A 20,082-nucleotide genomic window follows, 5' to 3' on the forward strand; every position below is an offset into this window, starting at 1 on the left:
CTCTGCGTCGCGAAAGACGTCGAGCTTCTCTTTCTCTGATGTCCGCGAAGCCGGGGCAGGCCCTCATGCTCCCGCAGTTACGGGACAGCCCTTAGCCAGCACGCGAAGAAGGCCCTGACCAGCCGAAACTGGTCAGGGCCTCTTCGTATTGCCCGGTGAGAGCAATGGCGGAGGATACGAGATTCGAACTCGTGAGGGGTTGCCCCCAACACGCTTTCCAAATGTTCGTACGGGGGTCGGCGAGGGTCGTGCCCGTACTGACCTGCGGCGGAGCGTTCGGGGTGGCCCCGTCCGGACGGGGCCGGACGGGGGTGAATGCAACCAGAACTGCAACCAGTCCACAGCTCTGGCGGGCTCTTGGGCGAGGTCCTAGTCGAGGATGTCGAGGGCTGGCAGCGCGTCCACGATCTTCATCGTCTCCAGGCTGACGGTCACGATCCGCCTGAGGAGGTCGATGATGTACCTCGGGTCGTCGGACCAGTCGTTGGGGTCGTTGGTGATCTCCGAATCCTTGTCGACCTTGGTCTGGTACCGATCGATGATCCACTCGATGGCAGACCGAGCGCCGAGCTGGTAGCGGTACGCCTCCTCCGGGATGTTGGTGAGGGTGACCCGGTGGTTATAGACGATTGTTGAGCGGTCCTGCTGTCCCTTTCTCCGGGGGATCTTCATCTTGGTGACCCGGTACAGCTCACTGGCAGGCGTGGCAGACGTATCGCCGGAGACCAGCTCGACGATGCCTCCGTGGGGCTCGGCCTGCTCGTAGTTGATGTGCAGGTTCGCGAGCTTGCGACCTGCCTCGGCGAAGCCTCGGAAGTCTCGCACCTTCGGAATGCGCGGAAGGGACTTCCTCAGGTCGGCAGCGAAGCGGTTGCGGTAATCCGGGGAGTGGAGCAGGCCGTAGACGTAGTAGAAGACGTCATCTTTGGTGATGGTGTCATCGCCGTAAGACTCCCTATAGGACCGAAGCGCCGCATCGGTGACGTTGTCGACGCGTTCGTAGGCTTCGTCTCCGTCGCCGAAGTCGAAGCCCCCTTCGGCCGTCAGTTCGCGGTAGGTGTGACGGGGATAGAACTGCCCCGTTCCAGAACCCCAGGTGGCGAGATCGGGGACTTCGTCCACCGCCAAAACGGAAAACGGCTTACCGCTGCCAGTTCCCGTTGCATAGAAGCCGAAATTCCCTTGCCCTGTTTTCGGAAAGATTTTGGGGAGCTGGGACGTGTCGTGCGTGAGCCGTGAATCGAAGTAGCACCATGCTTGGGTGAACGGTCGATAGGCGGATCGCCTGATAGTGCCAGGCTTGAACTCGTATTTTTCGCCGCGGGCTACGCGAGTCTTATCTGCTCGATTCCAGCTGATGCGGCGCGGATCCATGTCGATCCATTGCTCGGCATCCTTGGCGGTCGGGGATGTCAGGCCCTGGGATTTGCAGTGCTTGATGAATGCCTCGACCTGCTCATTGTAGAACGAGATCAGCGACTCCATATTGGTCGCAACCTTGGCGCTGGAGAAGTTGTAGATCCAGGCATCGCGAGCGGTGTTGAGGCCGTAGGAGTAGGTGGAGAATACGGCTTGCCGCGCGCGCACCTTGTCCTTGTCGGCGATCGACTGGAAGGTGGCGAACTGATCGTCGCGCTGATTGATCCAGTCCCCGTCGGCGTTGGGGGTGATTCGCTCCCATGGGACGGTTTCAAGATTTTGCGAAGCGATAGTGCGCAGCTTGTACTCGCGCGTCTTTGCCTCGCCGATGTCCCGATAGTAGAGTGCGCAGCCCCCATCCTCCGTCACCTGCCTGTTACTCTTCACAAGGACCATGATGGCGGCGCCGGTCTGACTTCCTTCGCCGAAGACCTTCTCCCCTTCCTTGCGCCAATCGCCTCGCTGGTTACCGCGCAGGTCGTAGCAATAGACCGCGTCAAACTCGTCTAGGAGTGACGTACGAATTCCGTCCGCGCTCTTCCCGTCGATGTATCTATTGTTCGTAACGAAGGCAACCACGCCTTCGTCCTTAATGCGGTCAGACGCCCAGCGGATCGCGCGAATGTACGAATCGTAGAGCTTATTCTTGTTGTCAGACGTGGATCTTGCAACGTATGTTCCGGCGATTCGACCGTCCAGAGCCTCGTACTTCAGGTTCTGATTGTTGTCGTTAACGCTGTCCTGGCCAACCTGGTACGGCGGGTTGCCGATGACGACGGTGATGTCCTGATTTTGCTGCTTCTTTGCGCGCTCGCTGTTGCCCTCCATTACCTCCATTCCATCGAGCTTCGCCGTTCCTTCGGCGAGCTGGAAGGTGTCGGTGAGGACGATGCCTTCGAAAGGCCGGTAGGCGCTGCCGGTGAGGTCGTGGAATGCGGCCTCGATGTTGACGGCTGCGATGTAGTACGCGAGGAGCACGATCTCATTGGCGTGAAGTTCGCTCGTGTACTTGCGCAGGAGGTCTGCCGGCTTGATGAGGCCGGACTGGAGGAGGCGGACGGGAAAGGTGCCAGTGCCGACGAAGGGGTCGATGATCTGTACGCCCTCGTCGGAGAGAGAGCGGCCGAGGTGCTTGTTCAGCGCTTGCTCGGTGGCCCGGAGGATGAAGTCGACGATCTCAATCGGGGTGTAGACGATGCCGAGCGCGTCTGCGGTCTTCGGCAGCGCGGTCTTGAAGAACTTGTCGTAGAGCTCAACGATGACGCGCTGGCGGCCCTCATGATCGGTTACACCCTCCGCCCGCACACGCACCGATCGATAGAAGCCCTCCAGGCTCTTGGCCTCAGCATCCAGCCCTTGGTCGTCGAGGATGTCGAGCATGCGTTGCATGGCCTTGGAGACCGGGTTGTGCTCGGCGAAGGCGTAGTCCTTGAACAGAGCGTCGAAGACCGGCTTGGTGACGATGTGCTGGGCGAGCATGTCGATCGCGCTGTCGTCCGTGACGCCCGGGTTTATGGTGTCGCGCAGCTCGCCGACGAACTCGTGGAAGGCGGCCTGCTTCTCGGGAATCTCGAGGGTGGCCTTGATGCGAGTGACGTGGCGGTCGGCGATCTGGGCGATGTCCTTGGCCCAGTCCTCCCAGTAGTGACGCTCGCCGACCTTGTCGACGATGCGGGCGTAGATGGCATCGCGCCAGTCGCTGATCGAGAACAGGACGTCCTGGACGGCTTGAGCGGTCTGGGCCTCCTTGGCCTTAGCGTCCTGGGCGCTGTCCGCGGTGCTGGAGCCGTCCCGGTCACCGACGGTCTCGTCATTGGGGCCGATGGCCCCGATGCCGATCTTGTTGTCGGGCTTGTGCTTGTTGAGCTCGATCTGGTTGACGGTGGCGTTGAAGCGGTCGTCGTGGGCGCGCAGGGCCTGGAGGACCTGCCAGACGGTCTTGAAGCGCTGGTTGTCGGCGAGGGCCTTCTCCGGCGGCATACCAGCTGGCACGGCGACGGGCAGGATGATGTAGCCGTACTTCTTATCGGTCTTGGGGGACAGCCGCATCACCCGTCCGACGGACTGGACCACATCGACGACGGAGTTGCGGGGGTGGAGGAAGAGGACGGCATCAAGGCTGGGGACGTCGACGCCTTCGGAGAGGCAGCGCACATTGGACAGGATCCGGGCCTGGTTCTGACCTGGTTCTTGCTTGAGCCAGTCGAGTAGGACGTTGCGCTGCAGAGCGTTGAAGGTACCGTCGACGTGGTCAACTTCGCAGTGCAGCACGTCGTCGTCAGCGTCCTCGTACGCGTCGACGATCTCGTTGAACCGCTGGGCGATCATCTTGGAGTCCGGGATCGAGCGGGCGAAGGCGACGGCCCGCTTCATGGGGGCCTCGTCCCTGGCGAAGCCGGAGCCGTCGGCGAAGGTGCCGGTTCGCTTGGCGAGGGCGTTCCAACAGCCGATGATCTTTGCGGCATCATCGATACCAAGCTCGGACGATCCGCTGGCCATGCCGTGCTGCAGGGTCTTGGCTACGACGCCCTCGTCGATGGTGAGGATGAGGACCTTGTAGTCAGTGAGCAGGTTCTGCTCCACAGCCTGGCCGAACCCGAGGCGGTGGAACTCCGGACCGAACGTCGACTCGTCGTCCATCGAGGCCAGGACCGCGTCGGCGTTCTTTGCGTCGGCCTTGCTGTCCTCGTTGTAGATGCGAGGAGTGGCCGTCATGTAGAGGCGGCGGTCACCAGCGAGGTAGTCGTTGTCGTGGACGCGGACGAAAGCGGACTCGTCATGGCCGGCGAGTGTGACACCGGTGGTCCGGTGGGCTTCATCGCACAGGATGAGGTCGAAGCTGCCCAGGCCCTTTTTCTGAGCCTCGGCGATCGTGGCGATCGACTGGTAAGTGGAGAACACGACCGTCAGGCCGGGGCCGGCCTCCACGCTGGCCATCTGCTTGATCAGACGGTCAGGGTCGGTGGTGGCAGGCAGGGCCAGGTCGTGGGTGGCCATGTCCTGGTCGTCGCCCTGAGGTTGCCCCCTGCCGACCTTGACGTCGGAGCACACTGCGAAGGGGCGCAGCGTCAGCTCGGTCTCGAAGGACCACTCGCGCAGCGTCTGGGACAGCAGGGCGATGGACGGGACCAAGAAGAGGACAGTGGTGTGGTCGCCTTCCCCGGCCTCCGCTCGCTCCTTCTGGAGTCGCTCGACGATCTTCAGGCCCGTGAACGTCTTGCCGGTGCCACACGCCATGATCAGTTTGCCGCGGTTGTTCTCCCCGAAGCCGGCGAAGACAGCGTCGATAGCCTCGAGCTGGTGCTTGCGCGGGCTCTTTTTCGTCTGGAGGCTCAGCTCGAAGGGCTCGTTGGCCGCAGGCATGTACCACTCGACCGGGCTGTTCGCGATGTCGGACATGCCGAGCCGGGTAACAGGGATCTGCTGATCAGCCAGCGCGGCCTCGGCGTGCACGCTCCACTTCTCCGTCGTGGAGATGATCATGCGACGGGTGAAGCCGCCCTTGCCGGAGGCAGTGAAGAAGGAGTCGATGTCCTCCTTCTGGAGTGTGTGGCTGGGGTCGTAGAACTTGCACTGGATCGCGCAGAAGCCGCCGGTTTCCCGGTCCTGCGCAACCAGGTCGATACCCGTGTCCCGCTTGTCGTGCTCGGTGCCCGGCCAGTCGGCCCACATCCACACCCGAGTGAACTGTTCGGTCCACTGGGGATCGGTGCTGAGGTACTGGAGCATGAGCTCCTCGAAGCGCGTACCGCGGTCGCGGCTTCCGTCGACGCCGTTACGGATCGCCCTGATGACGTCGTGCACCGTCGTGGTCGTGGCCACTGCGCCTCGTTCCCTCACAGCAAGCGGCCCGCTTGGCCGCGAGCCGGAACAATTTCCCCAGAGTCAACCAGGAACCCTACTGCCCTCTGCGGTATTGGAACCGAGCGTGGCTGATTGCGCACGGACAGGCAGGTTCAACGGCGCCATGGGGAGTGCAGGCGCCATCAAACCGGCCAATTTGGCAAAGGGTGTCAAGGCGCGTCGAGAGCCTATGTACAGGGCCTGCCGGATGAGCCCTCCTTGCCAGGTCCCTGTCGTGCGGCTCGGCCAGCGGATCAGCTTTCGAGCCACCTGTGCCACGGGTCGCCGTGGAGACGGAGCGAGGAGCGGAGCTCTATCGGCTGTTGTTTCGGCAATGGCCGCGCTATGAGGCCGTGAGACCTGGCTCAATGGGCACATGGAGATGGGTGAGCACTGGGTCTACCGGGCGAGGCCGAAGGAGTTGGGCGGTGCGGTTCGTCAGGTCGAGATCGTTCGAGTGGGTGGGCGTGGTAGGAGCGATTTGCTCCACGTGCGGTTCCTCGACGGTGACGACGCCGGACTGCAGGAGTGGGTCGACGCGACGTCCCTCGTGGCGAGCTGGAAGGACGTCGAGGCGTTCCGCGCGGACGACGCGAGCGAGCTCGCGTTGGCCGAGGCGTCGCGGCACGTTCGGGGGAGCGCCGACTTCGAGGCCGCACGGTTGATCCTCGGGTTCGTCCGTCCGAAGAGCAAGCTGCGGCTGCGGCGCAGTGTCGCGGACGCCGGGATCCTGGAGATGGGCAGCCTCGACGGCAGCGCTCCCCTTGTCGGGATGGATCCCGCGGAGCTGCGAGGCGATCCGATGGTCTACGAGAACCGCCACGGCATGTGTCTGGCCGGGTGGCCGGTCACCGAGCGCATCGCACGCCTTGTGGCCGGCCGTCTCGCCGAGGACATCCTTCCGGAGGTGGACCGCAGGCAGCAGGCCATTGATCAGGAGCGCACGCAGCCCTCCTGGTACTCCTACAGCCGCCGGGACGACCGCAAGCTGGACGCGGAAGCGGCCGTCCTGCGGACCGTCCGGGATTGGTGTGGCCAGGACAAGGCCGAGCGGTACGACGAGCTGGTCGCCCTGCGCGAGGAGGTCGTCCGGCTCGGGAAGCTCGTGGAGAAATCGGTGAAGGCCCTACGTGACCGCGGGCACGGTGTCATCGCCTCCACCATTGAGCGCGACCTTGGGGTCCATATCTCCAGCCTTGGTCCAGACGTTCGTCGCTGAAGCCGCGCCACTGCTCCGGCTCCGGCTTGGGCGGTTCGGCCTCCGCCTTAGGTTCTTCCTTCTTCGGTGGCTTTTCCTTCTCCGGCCGCTGCGGGTGCCAGCCGTCGAGGAAGGGCCGTAGCTGGTCGCCCGTGGGTTCCGCGTGGAGGCTGTGGCCGGTCAGGCTCCTGCCGGCCACGGTCGGGTCAATCCGGTCGGCCTCCGCCTTCCCCCACGTAGACCACTCGCGAAGCCGCTCGGCTTCGTGGCCGTCGTCCGAGGCGGAGGCGGCCTCATCGAGTGCGGCGCAGAAAGCCCGCATTTCCGCTGCCGCCCGCCATTGCGCCAAGGCGGTGCCGAACCGGTCGACCCGTACGGCGTCCACCGCCTTGATCGTCGCGACGCTGACCGCAGCTTCCCATTCCCGCTGCGTACGCTCCTTCTTCTCAGCCTCCCGCCGACGGTGCTCCTCTTCTTCCTGGGCCTCTCGGAGGCGGCGTTCCTCCTCCTGCCGTTCCCGCTCCTCCCGCTGACGCCGCTGTTCCGCCTCCCACGCCAGCCGGGCCTGCTCCACTTGCTCCGCGTGGGCCTTCAGGGCTCGGAGGACGGCGTCGATCTGGTCCTCCAACGGCTTCTTTGCGCTGTCGGCCCATTCCTTCTTCCAGCCGTACCCAGAGCCTTGGTTCACGTGCAGTTCCAGCTCGCCGGATGGCTCGAACCGGTGCGCAGGGGTGACCCGCTGCCAGTCGTACGTCCGTCGGCCCGGCTGCGTGGGCACGTACCGGACCTGCTTCTGCCGTTCCTTGAAGCAGATCTCGTATGTCCTGCCGTGGACCTTGAGCAGTGGCCTCGGCTGCCTGCGCTTCTTCGACACCGCGATGTCGCCGTGCAGTGCCCGGGCCTGCTCGGCGAGGAGCCGAACGAGGGAGAGCACTCGTGGGAGTACTTCGTCTGAGATCTCGAAGGCGCTGTGGTCTGCGGTGACCGCCGCGATCACGTCCTCGATGTCGGTCATCACTCGGCTGCGGGCCAGGCGGATCCGGTTCCACTCGGTGTCATCCTCGCCTGTCACCCGGAGCAGGCCGAGGAAGAAGTCTCCCTTCGCCCGCCCGCTGTACTTCAGGTGGAAGCCGTCCGGTGCACACTGCCGCGCCGCGTCGAACGCCCGGCGGTAGCGGGCCCGCTCTTCCTCGCTCGGGTCCGGGATCCGAAGGAACCGGCCGGCCTTCTGCACCTCCGCGATCAAGGCCGCGCCGATCTCCGCCGGTGACTGTCGTGGCGGCTTCGCAGGGCGCGCCGGCGCCGGCTTCGCCTCGGTCGGGGGCGTCGCCCGCTGACGGGGAGGTGCCGCAGCCTCCGGCTTTGGTTCGGCAGTCACCGGTCGCTGCTTTCGCGAGGTCGGTTCAGGCCGGTCCGGATGATGGCCGTGTTCCAGGTAGAAGCGACCGTCATCGGTGATCTCCGCCTGCCACTTCCCACCATGCCTGGGCATGGTGATGAGGCCCCTGCTTTTGAGGGCGCGGGCGGTGATGGCGAGTTCCGGGCTCGCGGAGGTGACGGGATCTGTTCCCTCTCCGATGCGAGTGAGCAAGGCCAGCTGTCGATCGTTGAGCGGCGACCATCGGTACATGGTGACCGTGGTACCGGTCCCGCTGGGCGGCTACAACCAAAATGGTGATGTTCCCGCATTCTGTTGGCAGAGCATCTCCAGGACCGGACGGGCCGGCCAGTGCTGGCGGCCACGCTGCAGGGGCGTGCCCCGTGCCTCCCCGGTCAGCTCAGTCGGCAGAGCACATAGAAGCGACGACCTCGCCGACTGCACGGCCGATGCGTTCACGGATTTCGTTTGCGGGCACGTACGAGAGGGCTTGCTCCAAGCATTCGGCAGTGGCAGCGAACTTGACCGCCTGCTGGCGCAGATGGGTGTCGAGGAAGGGCACGACGGCGCCCGTGGCCCTGCGCCGCGCCTCCCGTACGTACAGCACGGTGAGGGAGAAGGCCCAGCACGCGTGGAGGAAGCCGAAGATGGAACGCCGCGTGCCTCGCCAGGGGGAGAAGAAGGTGACGTCGGCGGGGAGGCTCACGTCGTGCGCGGCCAGGGCGTCGTTGAGCCAGTTGTGGGCGGCCTCGTGGATTAGGTCGCGGGCTAGGACCTCGGGGTGGACGGTGTAGTCGGTGAAGATGGTGCCGGGGAGGCGGGTGAGGGCCCAGCTGTGGAGGGTCTCGTCGAGCTGGCGGCGGTTGAGCAGACAGATGACGGGGGCGTGCTGGGTGAGCAGCGTGCCGAAGCCGTGCTCGGTGGCGGAGGCGAGGGCGGCACGCACGATCGCCTGGGCCTCGGGCGTGGCAGGGGCGGTGTCGGGGCCGACGAGGTAGTACGCGGTTTCGGAGATCTCCGAGCGCAGCATGTCCGCGGGGCGTGGGCTGAGCACGATGTGCGGGTCGACCGACAGGTGGGTCAGATCTCGCACCGTCGTATTGCGGTACCAGGCAAGGCGGTCCGCGTCCCGGGCGCGTGCGGCGTGTTCGGCGCCTTCGAGCAGGTGGTGGGCGACGGCGTAGTCGAGGGCGGACGAGCCGAGGCGGTTGCCGAGTACGGAGGCGATACGGGTGGCCCGGAGGTGCTGGTGGTCGGCGATTCCGCCGAGGGTGACCAGGGCTTCCGGGGAGAGAGCGCTCATCTGGGGCTCCGGGGTGGAACGGGGCCGGACCGGGACGGGCCCGGCCCCGTGGCGGGTCAGGACTCGGTGGTGGGCTCAGCGGCGTCGGGCTGCACCGTGGTGGCCAGCCAGGTCTCGGTGGCCGCGTTGGAGGTGTGCGCGGTGGTGCGCACAGGGTCGCTGTCGCGCAGGGAGGCGACTGCCTCCAGGAACTCGTCGAACGTCTTGTCTTCTGCCACTGCTCGCTCTCTCCTCTGGTCGGGGCCGTGGGTTTAGGGGAGGGGTGGCTGTGGGGGGGCCGCGGGGACCGGACATGGCGGCGAAGCTTCCTACTCGGAGACGAAGAGCGTGAGGAACTTGCGAACGCGGTCGGCGCGGACTGGTTCGGTGCCGTGAATGAGCTGGCTGCCGAAGACCACGAGCGTGCCGGGAGCGGGTGCGACGCTCCATCGGGTGCGGGGCATGGTGCGGAACCAGGGGGAGGACATGTCCGTCCCGTCGTGTGCGAAGCGCATTCCGTGGGCGTAACCCGACCCGGTCGGCGCTTCGTCGGCGGTCCAGACGGCGTCGCTGCCCGTGGTTTCCACATAGAACGCGCCGCCGGTGTCGTGGGTGTCTGTGAGCGTGACCGTCGCGGCGGCGACCTGGCGGGGACGGGTGAGGGGATCGGGGGCGATGCCGTCGGCATGCGGGGTGATGTATTGGCCGGAGCCGTATTCCAGGTAGATCCACGGCCGGTGGCCAGTGACCGACGGCAGGGTGCGTGTGATGGCGGCCATGTGCAGCTTCAGTGCCTGATCGAGGAGGACGGTCGCCTCGTACGGGATCTCGGTTACCTCGATCCGGCCTGCCGGCTCATAGACGTCCTGCGCCTCGGCGGGGGAGTGACCGGGGATCTCATGGATGGTGGTGCGGCGGGCCGTGCCGTACCGGTCGCGTCCGAGGGAGTTGAGCGTGTCGTCCATGACGAGGTTGAGTTGCTCGACCTCGTCTGGCTTGAGGAAGCTCTCCACGGTACGGATGGACAGGGTCTCGGCGATGTGGATCACTGCTCGCCTCCGCAGGCGCAGGGGGTGGAAGGCGGGGCAGAGGCGGCCTCGGCCAGGGCCTCCGTGAGTACGTGCACGGCCTGGGCGAGATCCTCGAAGTACTTGGCAGGCGTGGTGCCGGCAGCGGGTACGAGATGGAGGTCGAGCGTCGGATATACCCGGCCGGTGGTGCGGCACGTGAGCTCGCTGCGACCGAGGACCAACGAACACGCCTCGGGCAGGGAGGACTCGGCTCGGCTGGCGGCGCGGCACAAGCGCGTCGCTGTACGCGTGTACTCGGCGCGGTCGCGCGGGAAGATGCCGACCGAGAGGAAGCGGGGCTCGGTTTCGGGGAGGCCGGCATAGGTGTGGCCCTGGCAGCTGTCATAGGTGACGGTGTTCCAGCCCGCGGTGAGCGCATCGACGACCGGACGGACACCGGACTCGATGCCCTCGTACCACTGGGGGTGGTGCGGGTCGAGATCGTCCGCCTCGTGAACGCCGGGGAGGCCGACCGTGTTGATGTTGCCGTGGGCGCTGACCTGAAGGCGCGCGGGCGGGCGGGGCGCCGCCGGGTCGTCCCACCGGGCCAGGAACGCCGCGACGTGGTGCATGTCGTTGGGGCGGACGGGACGCCAGCGAAGCCGGGAACAGGAGGCGCCGGGCGGGAGACTCGGCTGGGCGAGGAAGGCGGCGACGCCGTCGATCAGGCGCATGCGGTGGTCGCAGTACGCGTCTTCGTCGCCCGCGGCGACGAAGCGGAGGCGGACCGCCGGGCAGCCCGCGCCGCAGGTGTCGCGGTAGTCGCAGGCCGTGCACTTCGTGACCAGGGAGCGTGCCTGCTGAAGCAAGGGAGAGCCGCCCTGGGCGCCGGCTATGTCCGCCTCGGCGTGTGCATCGCCAAGTGCGGTGAGGCCGGCCTGCGGCCAGGGCAGCTCGTCACAGCTTCCCAGGCGGTCATCGGGATAAAGGGTGAGGACGTGGTCGCACTTCAAGTCGGAGAAGTGGCATGAACGAGTCTGCAGACCCTTCAGACGGCGGATGACGGAGACGACGGGCTCCAGCTTGACGCGGCGGAACAGGCCGTCGGCGACCCAGTGGTGGGCGGCCTCCAACACGAAGTCGGCGTACTGACGAGGCGTGACGGCCCAGGCCGGGCCGGTGGGGCCGATGGCCCGCCGCTGGAGTGCCCGACTGGTCGGCGCACGGGATCCGACCACCATGGTCGACTGGGTGACCGCCGCGTCGAAACACGGCACCAGGCTGACCGTCGTCACGGCGGGAAAGGAGGCCAGGTGCTCCATGACCTCGGAGGCCCGGCCGAGGACGTACGGGGTGACGGCGCAGATGACGCCGACACGGCGTTCCCGACGGCCGAGGAGTTCCAGGGCTTCGACCACTCGGGGGTACGTGGGGCGGCCGTCGTACCCGACGCGCCACGAGTTCCCAAGCGCGTCCCCGTCGAGGGAGATGCCGATCTCCAGCTCCGGGCAGTGCCGCTCGAACAGGTCCAGCCACGCGTCGTCGAGCTGGAGGCCGTTGGTCTGGAGGCTCACGCGGATGACGTTCGGCTGTGCGGCGAGCGCGTCCAGGATCTCCGCGATCCGTTCCGGGCCGGCGGTCAGGGGCTCCCCGCCGTGGAGTTCGACGCTGAGCGGGCGCCCGGAGAAGATCGAACCGAGGCGGTGGACCTGTGCCGCGTTGATCCGGGCGCCGCCCGGTGACTCCTTGCGCTTCTCGAAGCAGTACAGGCAGTCGATGTCGCAGGTCTCTCCCCGGAGCTTGAGGATGACGGAGACCGCCGTGTCCGGCCCGGTGCTCGACAACGGGGCGTAGAGACTCTCCAGGTCCGTGGGGGCGGTGCGGGTGACGGGCATCAGAAGCCTCCCGAGGGGGAAAGGCGCGGCCTACGCGCCATCGGTGGAGACCGCGGACAGCCACCCGAGAAGCTGTCCGCCGGTGATGGGAATGTGGACGTCGCCACGGCGAAGGAACCACCCGTCGGCGTACCGCTGGGGCAGCCAGCCGGCGTCTGGGGTGCCCAGACTGGGAGGCTTCTGCAGCGGGTCGTCGACGGGCCAGCAGCCCAGGAGCGCTCTGGCCACGCGTCGCTGAACCGGACGGAACCACTCCCACGTCTCCGCGCGAGCCGCGTTGATCGACGGGCGGGGTGGCGCGCCGGCGAGCAGCGGCAGCCACTTGTCGCCCAGGACGGGATGGCCGGCCGCCGCGCAGTCGAGCGCAGCGAGACAGGTCTCCAGCTTCCGGCATACGACGACGACCGATTCGGCTAGGCCGTCCTCGACGAGGCCGGTCAGGTCCTCGGCGAGACTCGCCGCCACCTCGGCCTGGTCGGCAACCGCCCACCGTCGGTAGCCCTGGCGCTCCCCGGGAGCGAGCACCGGATTCCAGCGTCCGGAGCTGTAGGAGAGAGCGGTACGCAGACACATGAGGTCGTGCATCGAAGCGCGTACCTGGCGGAACGAGCCGAGGTCGTCGCGGCGGACGTCGAAGGAGCGGAGCAGGTGACGGAGTTCCTCCGCCCGCTGCGGCGCCGTCGCCTGGAGGTCGACACGGACGCCGTCCACGATGCGGGACTCCCACGCCGGAAGGGTGCCGTCCGCGATGCCACGCAGGTCGATGTCGCTCGCCGCGTGGGCGAAGCCGCAGGCGAGGGCTCCCTCCAGCCAGACCTCACGAGCCTCGCCGGACGCGAGCAGAGCCTGGGCGACTCTGTCGGCGATCCCCCGGCGCAGTCGTGCCGATGGGTTCACCTGTGCCCTCCTTCGATCAGGATCTTGTCGGCGGCGTTGATCTCCTTGAGGAGGTCGATGGCCCATCGGTCGAGTGCGCCGCGCACGTCGGAGCGCTGGGCGCCGATGTGGGGCGAGGCCAGGAGGTTGAGCGGCGTCGTGGAGCCGGTGAGGAGCGGCAGGTGCTCCCGCTCGACCGGGTCGAGTGCGAGGCCCGAGAGCCTCCCGTCCGCCAGTGCCCGCAGGCAGGCCGCGACGTCGAGGGTCTCCAGCCGTCCTGCGCAGATGAGCAGAGGCCGCTGCGGAGCGACGCGTGTGAGGAAGTCCTCGCCGATCAGCTGTTCGGTCGTGGGGCGCAGCGGCAGAGCGATCACGTGTACCTGCGACTGCTCCGTGAGGGCTGTCGGCGACAGCTCTCGCAGACCGGGAGAGTTCGACGGCCACGCGGCGAAGGCCGTGCGGCCCACGTAGGGGGCGAGGGCCCATTCGGCGGCCAGCCCGACCGGACCCGCGCCCCAGATGCCTGCGTCCAGGGTGCCGAGTGACGCCCCCATGCACGCCTGCTTCTCGTGCTGGCCGAGCAGCAGCGCGTGCTGCCCCAAGGGGATCCGCCGGGCCAGGGCCAGGGCAGCGGCGAGCACCCACTCGCCCACGGCGCCCGCGCCGGCCTCGGCGTTGCGGTGCAGCGTGATGCCACGGTGCCGGAGGGCGCTCACGTCGATGTGGTCGATGCCGGAGCCGGTCCGTACGACGTGCCGCAGGCGAGGGAGCGCGTCGAGCTCCCGCTCGCCGAGACGGACGCCGGAACGCAGGACGAGCACGGCCGTGTCGGCGGGCAGAGGCGAGTCCAGGTCCGGCAACTCGTGTACGAGGATATCGGGCAGGGCGCGGCGGATCGCGCTCGTGTCCGCCGCACCGCGTAACACCAGGACAGCGCTCATCCGAGGAACTCCGGCTTCTCGTACCGGCCGAAGGCGAGATCGCCCTCGCCGACGACGACGGTTACGGGCGAAGGCGCGCCGAAGTGCACGTCGCAGGCGCGCTTCACCCCCGGGAGCCCGTCCCAGGCTCGCGGATTGACCGCCGTGTCCGCGTAGTCGTCGACGAGCAGCACACCCGTCGGCACCAGGCGGGTGACGCAGTGCGTGAGTCCCGTGAGGGTCGAGTCGTAGAAGTCGCCGTCCAGGTAGGCGAACGCGATCTCGTCGGGCAGCTCCTTGGGAAGAGTCTCGTCGAACCATCCCGGATGGATGATCGGCGCCGACCTGTCCCAGGCCGCATGCGTGGCGCGCACGTCGTCGGGGGACGACCGGAGCTCGCCCACCGCCAGATGGTCCGAGTCCTCGGCGCCGGGCGCGGGCATGCCCTCGAAGGAGTCGTAGACGTGGATCTCGCGGTCGCGGTCGCCCAGCGAGTCGAGCACGCTACGGATCCAGAGGGCCATTGCGCCCCTGTAGCAGCCGAGTTCCACCACGGGTCCCGGCAGACCGCGAGCGGCCAGGTCGGCGAGCTCGTCGGCGATCACGCGGAGCCGGTCGACACAGACCGTCCCGGAGTGCTCCCGCAGCAGCCACTCCCGCAGATCCTTCAGCTTCGGATCCATGAAGGTCACCACCTGTCCACGAAGGGGTCGGCGAGCTCCCCGTTCAACGCCGCCGACAGCGGGCGGTTGATCCGGGGCAGCAGGTAGACGTCGCCCAGACGTTCCAGCGGAGCCCACTCGAAGCCCACCTGGATGGGGTCCGGCGGTTCCGGCATGCGCGGCTCGGCGTCGTCCACCTGGTCAGCGAGGAAGTTGAACTGAACCTTCTGCACGTCCCCGAACTCGCCCTGCCACGACTCGGGGACGTACTCGACGACGCACAGCAGACGCCGGGCCACGACCTGGAGGCCCGTCTCCTGTGCGACCTTGCGGTTCACGGCCTGGCGCAGGTCCTCGCCGACCTGGGCCTTGCCGCCGGGGAGGTTGTAGTGGAACCCGGCCTCGTCGTCGTATGACAGCAGCAGGACGGCGCCGTCGCGCACGATCGCCGCCTTCACGGAGACACTGATCCGAGGCAGCTCGGGCGTCAGAGGCACGACAGCGCCTCCGGTTCGCCGACGCGCATCAGGTCGCCGACCTCCGCGAGGGATCCCGCGACGGTGGAGCGGAAACTCCCTCCGCGCCGGAACTGACGAGCGGCGGTGCGCATGCCCGCGAGCGCGGCACGGCTCAGCTGGTTCGCGTAGATGCAGAGGCTGAAGCCGGCCTCGCCGAGTTCGGCGGCGCTCAGGTCAGGGAACGCCGTGGGCACGCTGACCAGTGGCACGCCGTGGTTCCACGCACGTCCGATGGCCCGCGCCTGATCACCGGTCGCGTCCTTGGAGTGGATGAGTACCGCATCCGCTCCGGCTTCGGCGTACGCCTCGGCGCGGGCGATCGCCGTGGCCATGTCCTCACCGGCGATCAGGGCCTCGGTGCGGGCCACGACCACGAGGTCATCACCGGCGACCTTCCGTATGCGCCCCACCTGCTCGCACAGCAGATCCCGGTCTGCGAGGGTCTGGGCACGGTGGGCCGCGAAGCTGTTGCACTTCGGGTACGCGCTGTCCTCGACACACACCGCCGCGGCTCCGGCGCGCATCAGGTCGTACGCGAACCGCTCCGCCGTGCGCCCCGAGCCGCCCGCGTTGTCGATGTCCACGATGACAGGCAGTTCGGTGACACGGCCGAGCGAGGCGACCACGTCGGACAGGTCCCGGGGGCCCAGGACGTTGGCGTCCGGTAGTCCGGAGGCTGCGGACACCTCCAGACCGCTCACCCACAGGGCGTCGAAGCCCGCCTCCGCTGCGACGTGCGCGGCGAGCGCGTTCACCGCACCGATCGCCAGGAGAGGGTGCTTCCGCTCGCTGTCGTCGAGGGCCTCGCGCAGACGCCTCGCCTTCGTGCCGTCAACCATGGATCTCTCCTCCTTCCGTGCGGGCGGCGATGGGCGGTACCAGTTGTCGTTCGCGCAGTACGTCCCAGGCGGCGAGCAGCACCTCGGACCGGGGCCGGCGGGCGTCCAGGCGGACCACGTCGCCCAGGAGCGGGAACTCGTCGGGCTTCGTGACCACGGCCTCGTAGGTATCGCGAACCCGGATCTGGACGTCGCGCACGTCCCAGTCGGCCCGCACGGCGTCACCCTGTCGGGCCTGCGCCCGGCTCATCGAGGCGTCGGTCTCCAGGTCCAGGACGAGCGTGATGTCCGGGGCCACGGTGAGCTGCGCGGCCAGCGCCTCGTACGTCTCCGATGCCCTCATGCCGTGCTTCACGGCGAAGAAGGCCAGCTCGCTGAGAAGCCAGCGATCCGCGATCACGGGCCGGGTCGGCCGCTGGGGGAGGACGAGGCGATCCAGCGTGGCCCGCTTGTCCGCCGCGATCGCGGACAAGTAGGCGTCGCGGTTACCGGCGTTCGGCTGGTACTTGCCGGTGACGATGGCGGCGGCGTGGTCGGGGGCGAGGAAGTTGGTGGTGAGCAGGCACAGCGGGGTGACGCCGTAGAGCCCCTCCCAGAGCCGGAACAGACCCTTGCGCAGCGTCGTCTTGCCGGTGCCGTCGAGCCCCTCGATGACGATGAACGGATGGCGGTGGTTCATTCGACCTGCCCCGCTCCCGTGCCGCCGGCGTACTTGGTGAAGCGACCACGCCAGCGGGCCGTGGTGGACACCAGGTCCACTAGCCGCAGCTCCGCCAATTCGTCGATGAGGCGGGGCAGCTCGGACTCGGCGCAGATGCCTGCCTCGATGGCCCGGCAGTACGCGGCGCGGAGGTTCGGGTCGTCGTCGGAGTTACGCAGCGCCGCCTCCAGCACCCGCGTGGCCATGCCGTGGGCCACGACGCTCACCGCAGTGCCCAGGGCCTGCTCATGGAGCGGGCTCGGGTGCGGCTCCAGCGTGATGTGGTGCACCCCGCGGTGGCGGATCACCGCGAAGAAGCCCACCCACCACGCGACGGCGGCGCTGGCGGCGGTCACGGCGTCGGACCAGGCCGCCCCGGACTGCTCAGCGAGGATGCTCTGGGCAGCGGTGTCGGCGGCGCGGTGAAGTGCCCCGCGCTGGTTCCGCGACTCCGCTCCGTGCTGCTGGGGCAGCTCCCACCAGAAGCCGAGCCCGGCGTCCTCCAGCAACGCCATCGCGGACTCGTCGCCTGCCGCCAGCGGGGACGGGCGCTGGGCCAGCACGGAGACATCGGCGCCCGGCACGTCGGGCAGCGTCTTCTTCTCGGCGACGGCAGCCCGCCATTCGTCGAGATGGAGATGGAGCCGCTGGGTCAGCAGACCGTCCGCCAGCGTCTGCCATGCATGGGCCAGCGGCGGCGAACCGGGCGGCCGGGGCGGCAGGGTCAAGGAGGTCACAGGTCGGATCCTCACGTCCGGGGAGTCGCGGCACGCGGCTCCGGTCGGTGGTGCTCCACCACGATGGCCGCCACGAAGGCCCACGCTTATGAGCGTTTATGAGCCCCACAAGCGGACCGTGTCCGGGTGGTCGCAGAGCGAGGCAGAATGCCGACCATGGTCGACAGCGGACAGCGACGGTGTACGCGCTGCGGTGCCCTTCTCAGTCGCTTCAACGCCGGTACACGATGCGCCTCCTGCCAGGACGGGCCGGCCGCCCGACGGGCCGACCCGGCATTCTGGCGTGATCCGACGGTCCGGCGTGCCGTGGCCGCATGGGAACTCGGCACCGTCGTCAAGCTGTTCAGGAAGCACACGGGCCTCTCCCAGGCGGGCGTGGCGCGGATGGTCAGCATCGACCAGGCCGAGGTCAGCAGACTGGAACGCGGGCTCAAGCAGATCCGCGATCGACGACAGTTCGTCCAGTGGACCGATGCGCTGGGAGTTCCGGAGGAGCTGCTCGGGCTCCTGCCCGCGACCGATCCGCACCTCCCGGACTCCGCGGGCCTACCGGGGGCGGTGGACACCGGAGCCCGTGGGTACGCTGCGCTGCCCGAAGGGCCGGGCCAGCTTCTGTTACCCGCCGGCCGGTCCGTCTCGACGACGGCGCTCCCCGTGCTGACCCTTCCCGCAGCCTCCTTTCTCGGGGACAGCCTGAGACTCGACTCCCGCCCGGAGCTGGATGCCTGGCGCACCATGCCGATGCGCGCGCTCGTCGTCGCGAACCGCACGGTGGACGGGGCGGTCCGGCAGTTCGTCACCGACGCCCGACCGAGCGGCGTACGTGCCACCGCCTCCGACCCGGTCGACATCCCCGCCGCGTACGAACTGGACGACCTGACTTACGGCATCCTGTGGGCCGTGTCGGGATTCGAGGCGGCACTGCTCGGCGACGACCAGCCCCTGCACACCTCGCTGGCGTCGCTCACCGTTTCCCCAGGCGCACCAATCGCCGCCGACCAGGGACTGACCGAAGTCTCCCGGATGCTGATCGGCTCGGAGACCGCAGCCCGGTACATCTTGGGCCACCGTGACCACCTGGGCGACGCACCCGTCTTCTGGACCAGGGAACAGCGCGGTGAGGAGGCCGCCACCTGGCTGTTCTTCCGGCACAAGTACCGCTACCTCGAACGAATGGCGCCCCGGCGTCCAGGCGGTACCAGCGGCCGGGGGTTCTGCGTCCCGGAGACGGCGGTCGCCTCCTCGCCGGCGTACGAGCGCGTCCTGCTCTTCCTCGCTATCGCGCTCATGGAGTCCTTCGGCATCCGCACCTGGGTGACGGACGACGGAGGCTTCGCCCACACCGACGGCTTCGCGCTCTCCCACGGGCACCGCGCCGTCATCGCCACATGGGTACGGACCGAGGGGGCGTCCCACCTTGCGGTCACCGCGCGGCCGGGCGCCCTACGGACGTTCGCCGATGCAACGGGCCACGTCAGCCGCCACTCGGCCACGGCTGCCGAACACGTGGGACAGCGGCTTGCGGCGACGGCTGAGTACCTCGGCCTCGACGCCTCCTGGCTCGGTCGCCGGTGCGCACAGTTGTCGGCCGTCGGCATGGAGCGGCTTGCCCGGTCGCGCAGCCGGTTGCTCGGTCTCGAAGGGCTGGAGGCCGCCTGCCGGTTCGTGGCCGAGCAGATGGTGATCATTCCGCGTACCCGGACGGCGCCGACCCGATAGCCTGCGTGAACCACTCGTGAGGTCGCGCTCGGCGGCGTCCGGACAGGGAGCAGGGGAATGACGGAGTCGGGCAGGAACGTGGCGGTCTTCTCCCTGGGCGGCACGATCGCCATGACCACCGACCCCACCACCGGAGGCGTCGTACCGGCGCTTTCGGCCCACGAACTCCTCGCTGCGGTACCCGCGCTGGCCACGAGCGGCATCGGCCTCAAGGTGCGGGACTTCCGTCGTCTGCCCGGCGCCTCCCTGACCTTCGAGGACCTCACGGCACTGTCGGTCGCGATCGCGGCGGAGCTGGAGACCGGAGAGGTCGACGGCGTCGTCATCACCCAGGGCACCGACACCATCGAGGAGACCGCCTTCCTCCTCGACCTCTACCACGGCCACGAGCAGCCGGTCGTTGTCACTGGCGCGATGCGCAACCCCGCCCTGCCCGGCGCCGACGGCCCGGCCAACCTCCACTCCGCCGTCCTGGCCGCCGCCGACCCTGGACTCAGCGGCGCCGGCTGTCTCGTCGTACTCGGCGACGAGATCCACTCGGCCCGGACCGTCCGTAAGTCCCACACCACCAGCCCCGCGGCCTTCACCTCACCGGCGTGCGGCCCGATCGCGCGGATCGCGGAGAACCGGGTTCGGATGGTAAGCGGGCTGCCGCGCCGCGGACCGCTGGTCGGCGCCCCCGACCGTGAGGCGCGCGTCGGGCTCTACACGGTCACCCTCGGCGATGACGGAGCCCTGCTCGACGTGTGGGACGGCAACTGCGACGGGCTCGTGGTTGCGGCCTTCGGCGTGGGTCACGTCCCGGAGCGCCTTGTCGAAGGGCTCACCAAGCTTGCGTCCCGCATCCCCGTGGTCCTCGCCTCCCGCATCGGCAACGGCCCCGTTCTGTCGGACACGTACGGCTTCCCCGGCTCCGAGAAGGACCTCCTCGGCCGCGGGCTCATCGGAGCCGGAGACCTCGGCCCGTACCAGGCGCGGCTCCTGCTGCAGGCCCTGCTCGCCCAGGGCGCCGACGGAGCGACGGTCCGCGAGACCTTCACCACCGCCTCCGCCCGCTGATCCCACCTCATCAGGAGACACCCGCGC

At 68.2% G+C, this 20,082-nt stretch carries 16 protein-coding genes; 3 read left to right on the forward strand and 13 right to left on the reverse strand.

Translation table 11 applies throughout. The annotated features are described in order from the left end of the window. Nucleotides 1-369 precede the first annotated feature (369 nt). Complete coding sequence (locus ACWDX6_RS19930) at nt 370-5,241, reverse strand: DEAD/DEAH box helicase (protein ID WP_451486219.1); 4,872 nt, start codon at nt 5,239-5,241, stop codon at nt 370-372. Between the two features lie 397 nt (nt 5,242-5,638). Between ACWDX6_RS19930 and ACWDX6_RS19935 the strand changes: the two genes are divergently transcribed. Further along, nucleotides 5,639-6,481 carry a PE-PGRS family protein gene (locus ACWDX6_RS19935; RefSeq protein ID WP_451486220.1) on the forward strand — a complete coding sequence of 281 codons (843 nt, stop codon included), beginning with the start codon at nt 5,639-5,641 and terminating at the stop codon, nt 6,479-6,481. Here ACWDX6_RS19935 and ACWDX6_RS19940 read toward each other — a convergent pair. From ACWDX6_RS19940 to ACWDX6_RS19995, 12 genes are all read right to left on the reverse strand, one after another. Further along, nucleotides 6,411-8,090, reverse strand: a complete 1,680-nt coding sequence (locus tag ACWDX6_RS19940) for a PE-PGRS family protein (RefSeq protein WP_451486221.1) — start codon at nt 8,088-8,090, stop codon at nt 6,411-6,413. The genes ACWDX6_RS19935 and ACWDX6_RS19940 overlap by 71 nt on opposite strands. Nucleotides 8,091-8,238: 148 nt before the next feature. Next, nucleotides 8,239-9,141: an aKG-HExxH-type peptide beta-hydroxylase gene (locus ACWDX6_RS19945; protein ID WP_451486222.1), complete on the reverse strand. Its 903-nt coding sequence runs from the start codon at nt 9,139-9,141 to the stop codon at nt 8,239-8,241. A 56-nt stretch (nt 9,142-9,197) separates the two neighbouring features. Beyond that, nucleotides 9,198-9,359 carry a hypothetical protein gene (locus ACWDX6_RS19950; protein WP_159054018.1) on the reverse strand — a complete coding sequence of 54 codons (162 nt, stop codon included), beginning with the start codon at nt 9,357-9,359 and terminating at the stop codon, nt 9,198-9,200. 90 nt (nt 9,360-9,449) lie between these two features. Next, entirely contained in the window at nt 9,450-10,169 is a 720-nt protein-coding gene (locus ACWDX6_RS19955; protein ID WP_451486223.1) for a 2OG-Fe(II) oxygenase, read from the reverse strand. Next, a complete protein-coding gene (locus ACWDX6_RS19960; RefSeq protein WP_451486224.1) occupies nt 10,166-12,025 on the reverse strand; it encodes a radical SAM protein in 1,860 nt (619 codons plus the stop codon). Before ACWDX6_RS19960 ends, ACWDX6_RS19955 begins: the two co-directional genes overlap by 4 nt. 30 nt (nt 12,026-12,055) lie before the next feature. After that, nucleotides 12,056-12,922 carry a hypothetical protein gene (locus tag ACWDX6_RS19965; RefSeq protein WP_451486225.1) on the reverse strand — a complete coding sequence of 289 codons (867 nt, stop codon included), beginning with the start codon at nt 12,920-12,922 and terminating at the stop codon, nt 12,056-12,058. Next, nucleotides 12,919-13,842, reverse strand: coding sequence for an NAD(P)-dependent oxidoreductase (locus tag ACWDX6_RS19970; protein WP_451486226.1), 924 nt, complete (start codon nt 13,840-13,842; stop codon nt 12,919-12,921). Before ACWDX6_RS19970 ends, ACWDX6_RS19965 begins: the two co-directional genes overlap by 4 nt. Beyond that, entirely contained in the window at nt 13,839-14,504 is a 666-nt protein-coding gene (locus tag ACWDX6_RS19975) for a TylF/MycF/NovP-related O-methyltransferase (RefSeq protein WP_451486227.1), read from the reverse strand. Before ACWDX6_RS19975 ends, ACWDX6_RS19970 begins: the two co-directional genes overlap by 4 nt. A 5-nt stretch (nt 14,505-14,509) precedes the next feature. Beyond that, nucleotides 14,510-14,980 carry an NUDIX domain-containing protein gene (locus tag ACWDX6_RS19980; protein WP_451486228.1) on the reverse strand — a complete coding sequence of 157 codons (471 nt, stop codon included), beginning with the start codon at nt 14,978-14,980 and terminating at the stop codon, nt 14,510-14,512. Beyond that, nucleotides 14,971-15,840 (reverse strand): isocitrate lyase/phosphoenolpyruvate mutase family protein, encoded by an 870-nt coding sequence (locus ACWDX6_RS19985; RefSeq protein ID WP_451486229.1) that lies wholly within the window; start codon nt 15,838-15,840, stop codon nt 14,971-14,973. Before ACWDX6_RS19985 ends, ACWDX6_RS19980 begins: the two co-directional genes overlap by 10 nt. Beyond that, the gene (locus ACWDX6_RS19990) at nt 15,833-16,519 is read right to left on the reverse strand and encodes a dTMP kinase (protein ID WP_451486230.1); all 687 of its coding nucleotides are present in this window, start codon (nt 16,517-16,519) and stop codon (nt 15,833-15,835) included. Before ACWDX6_RS19990 ends, ACWDX6_RS19985 begins: the two co-directional genes overlap by 8 nt. Continuing rightward, the gene (locus ACWDX6_RS19995; RefSeq protein ID WP_451486231.1) at nt 16,516-17,277 is read right to left on the reverse strand and encodes a hypothetical protein; all 762 of its coding nucleotides are present in this window, start codon (nt 17,275-17,277) and stop codon (nt 16,516-16,518) included. Before ACWDX6_RS19995 ends, ACWDX6_RS19990 begins: the two co-directional genes overlap by 4 nt. 306 nt (nt 17,278-17,583) lie before the next feature. On the opposite strand from ACWDX6_RS19995, the gene ACWDX6_RS20000 reads away from it, so the two are divergent. Further along, entirely contained in the window at nt 17,584-18,996 is a 1,413-nt protein-coding gene (locus ACWDX6_RS20000) for a helix-turn-helix domain-containing protein (RefSeq protein WP_451486232.1), read from the forward strand. Nucleotides 18,997-19,053: 57 nt separating this feature from the next. Next, nucleotides 19,054-20,055 (forward strand): asparaginase, encoded by a 1,002-nt coding sequence (locus tag ACWDX6_RS20005; protein WP_451486233.1) that lies wholly within the window; start codon nt 19,054-19,056, stop codon nt 20,053-20,055. Nucleotides 20,056-20,082: the final 27 nt, after the last annotated feature.

Source organism: Streptomyces sp. NPDC003027, assembly GCF_053591435.1.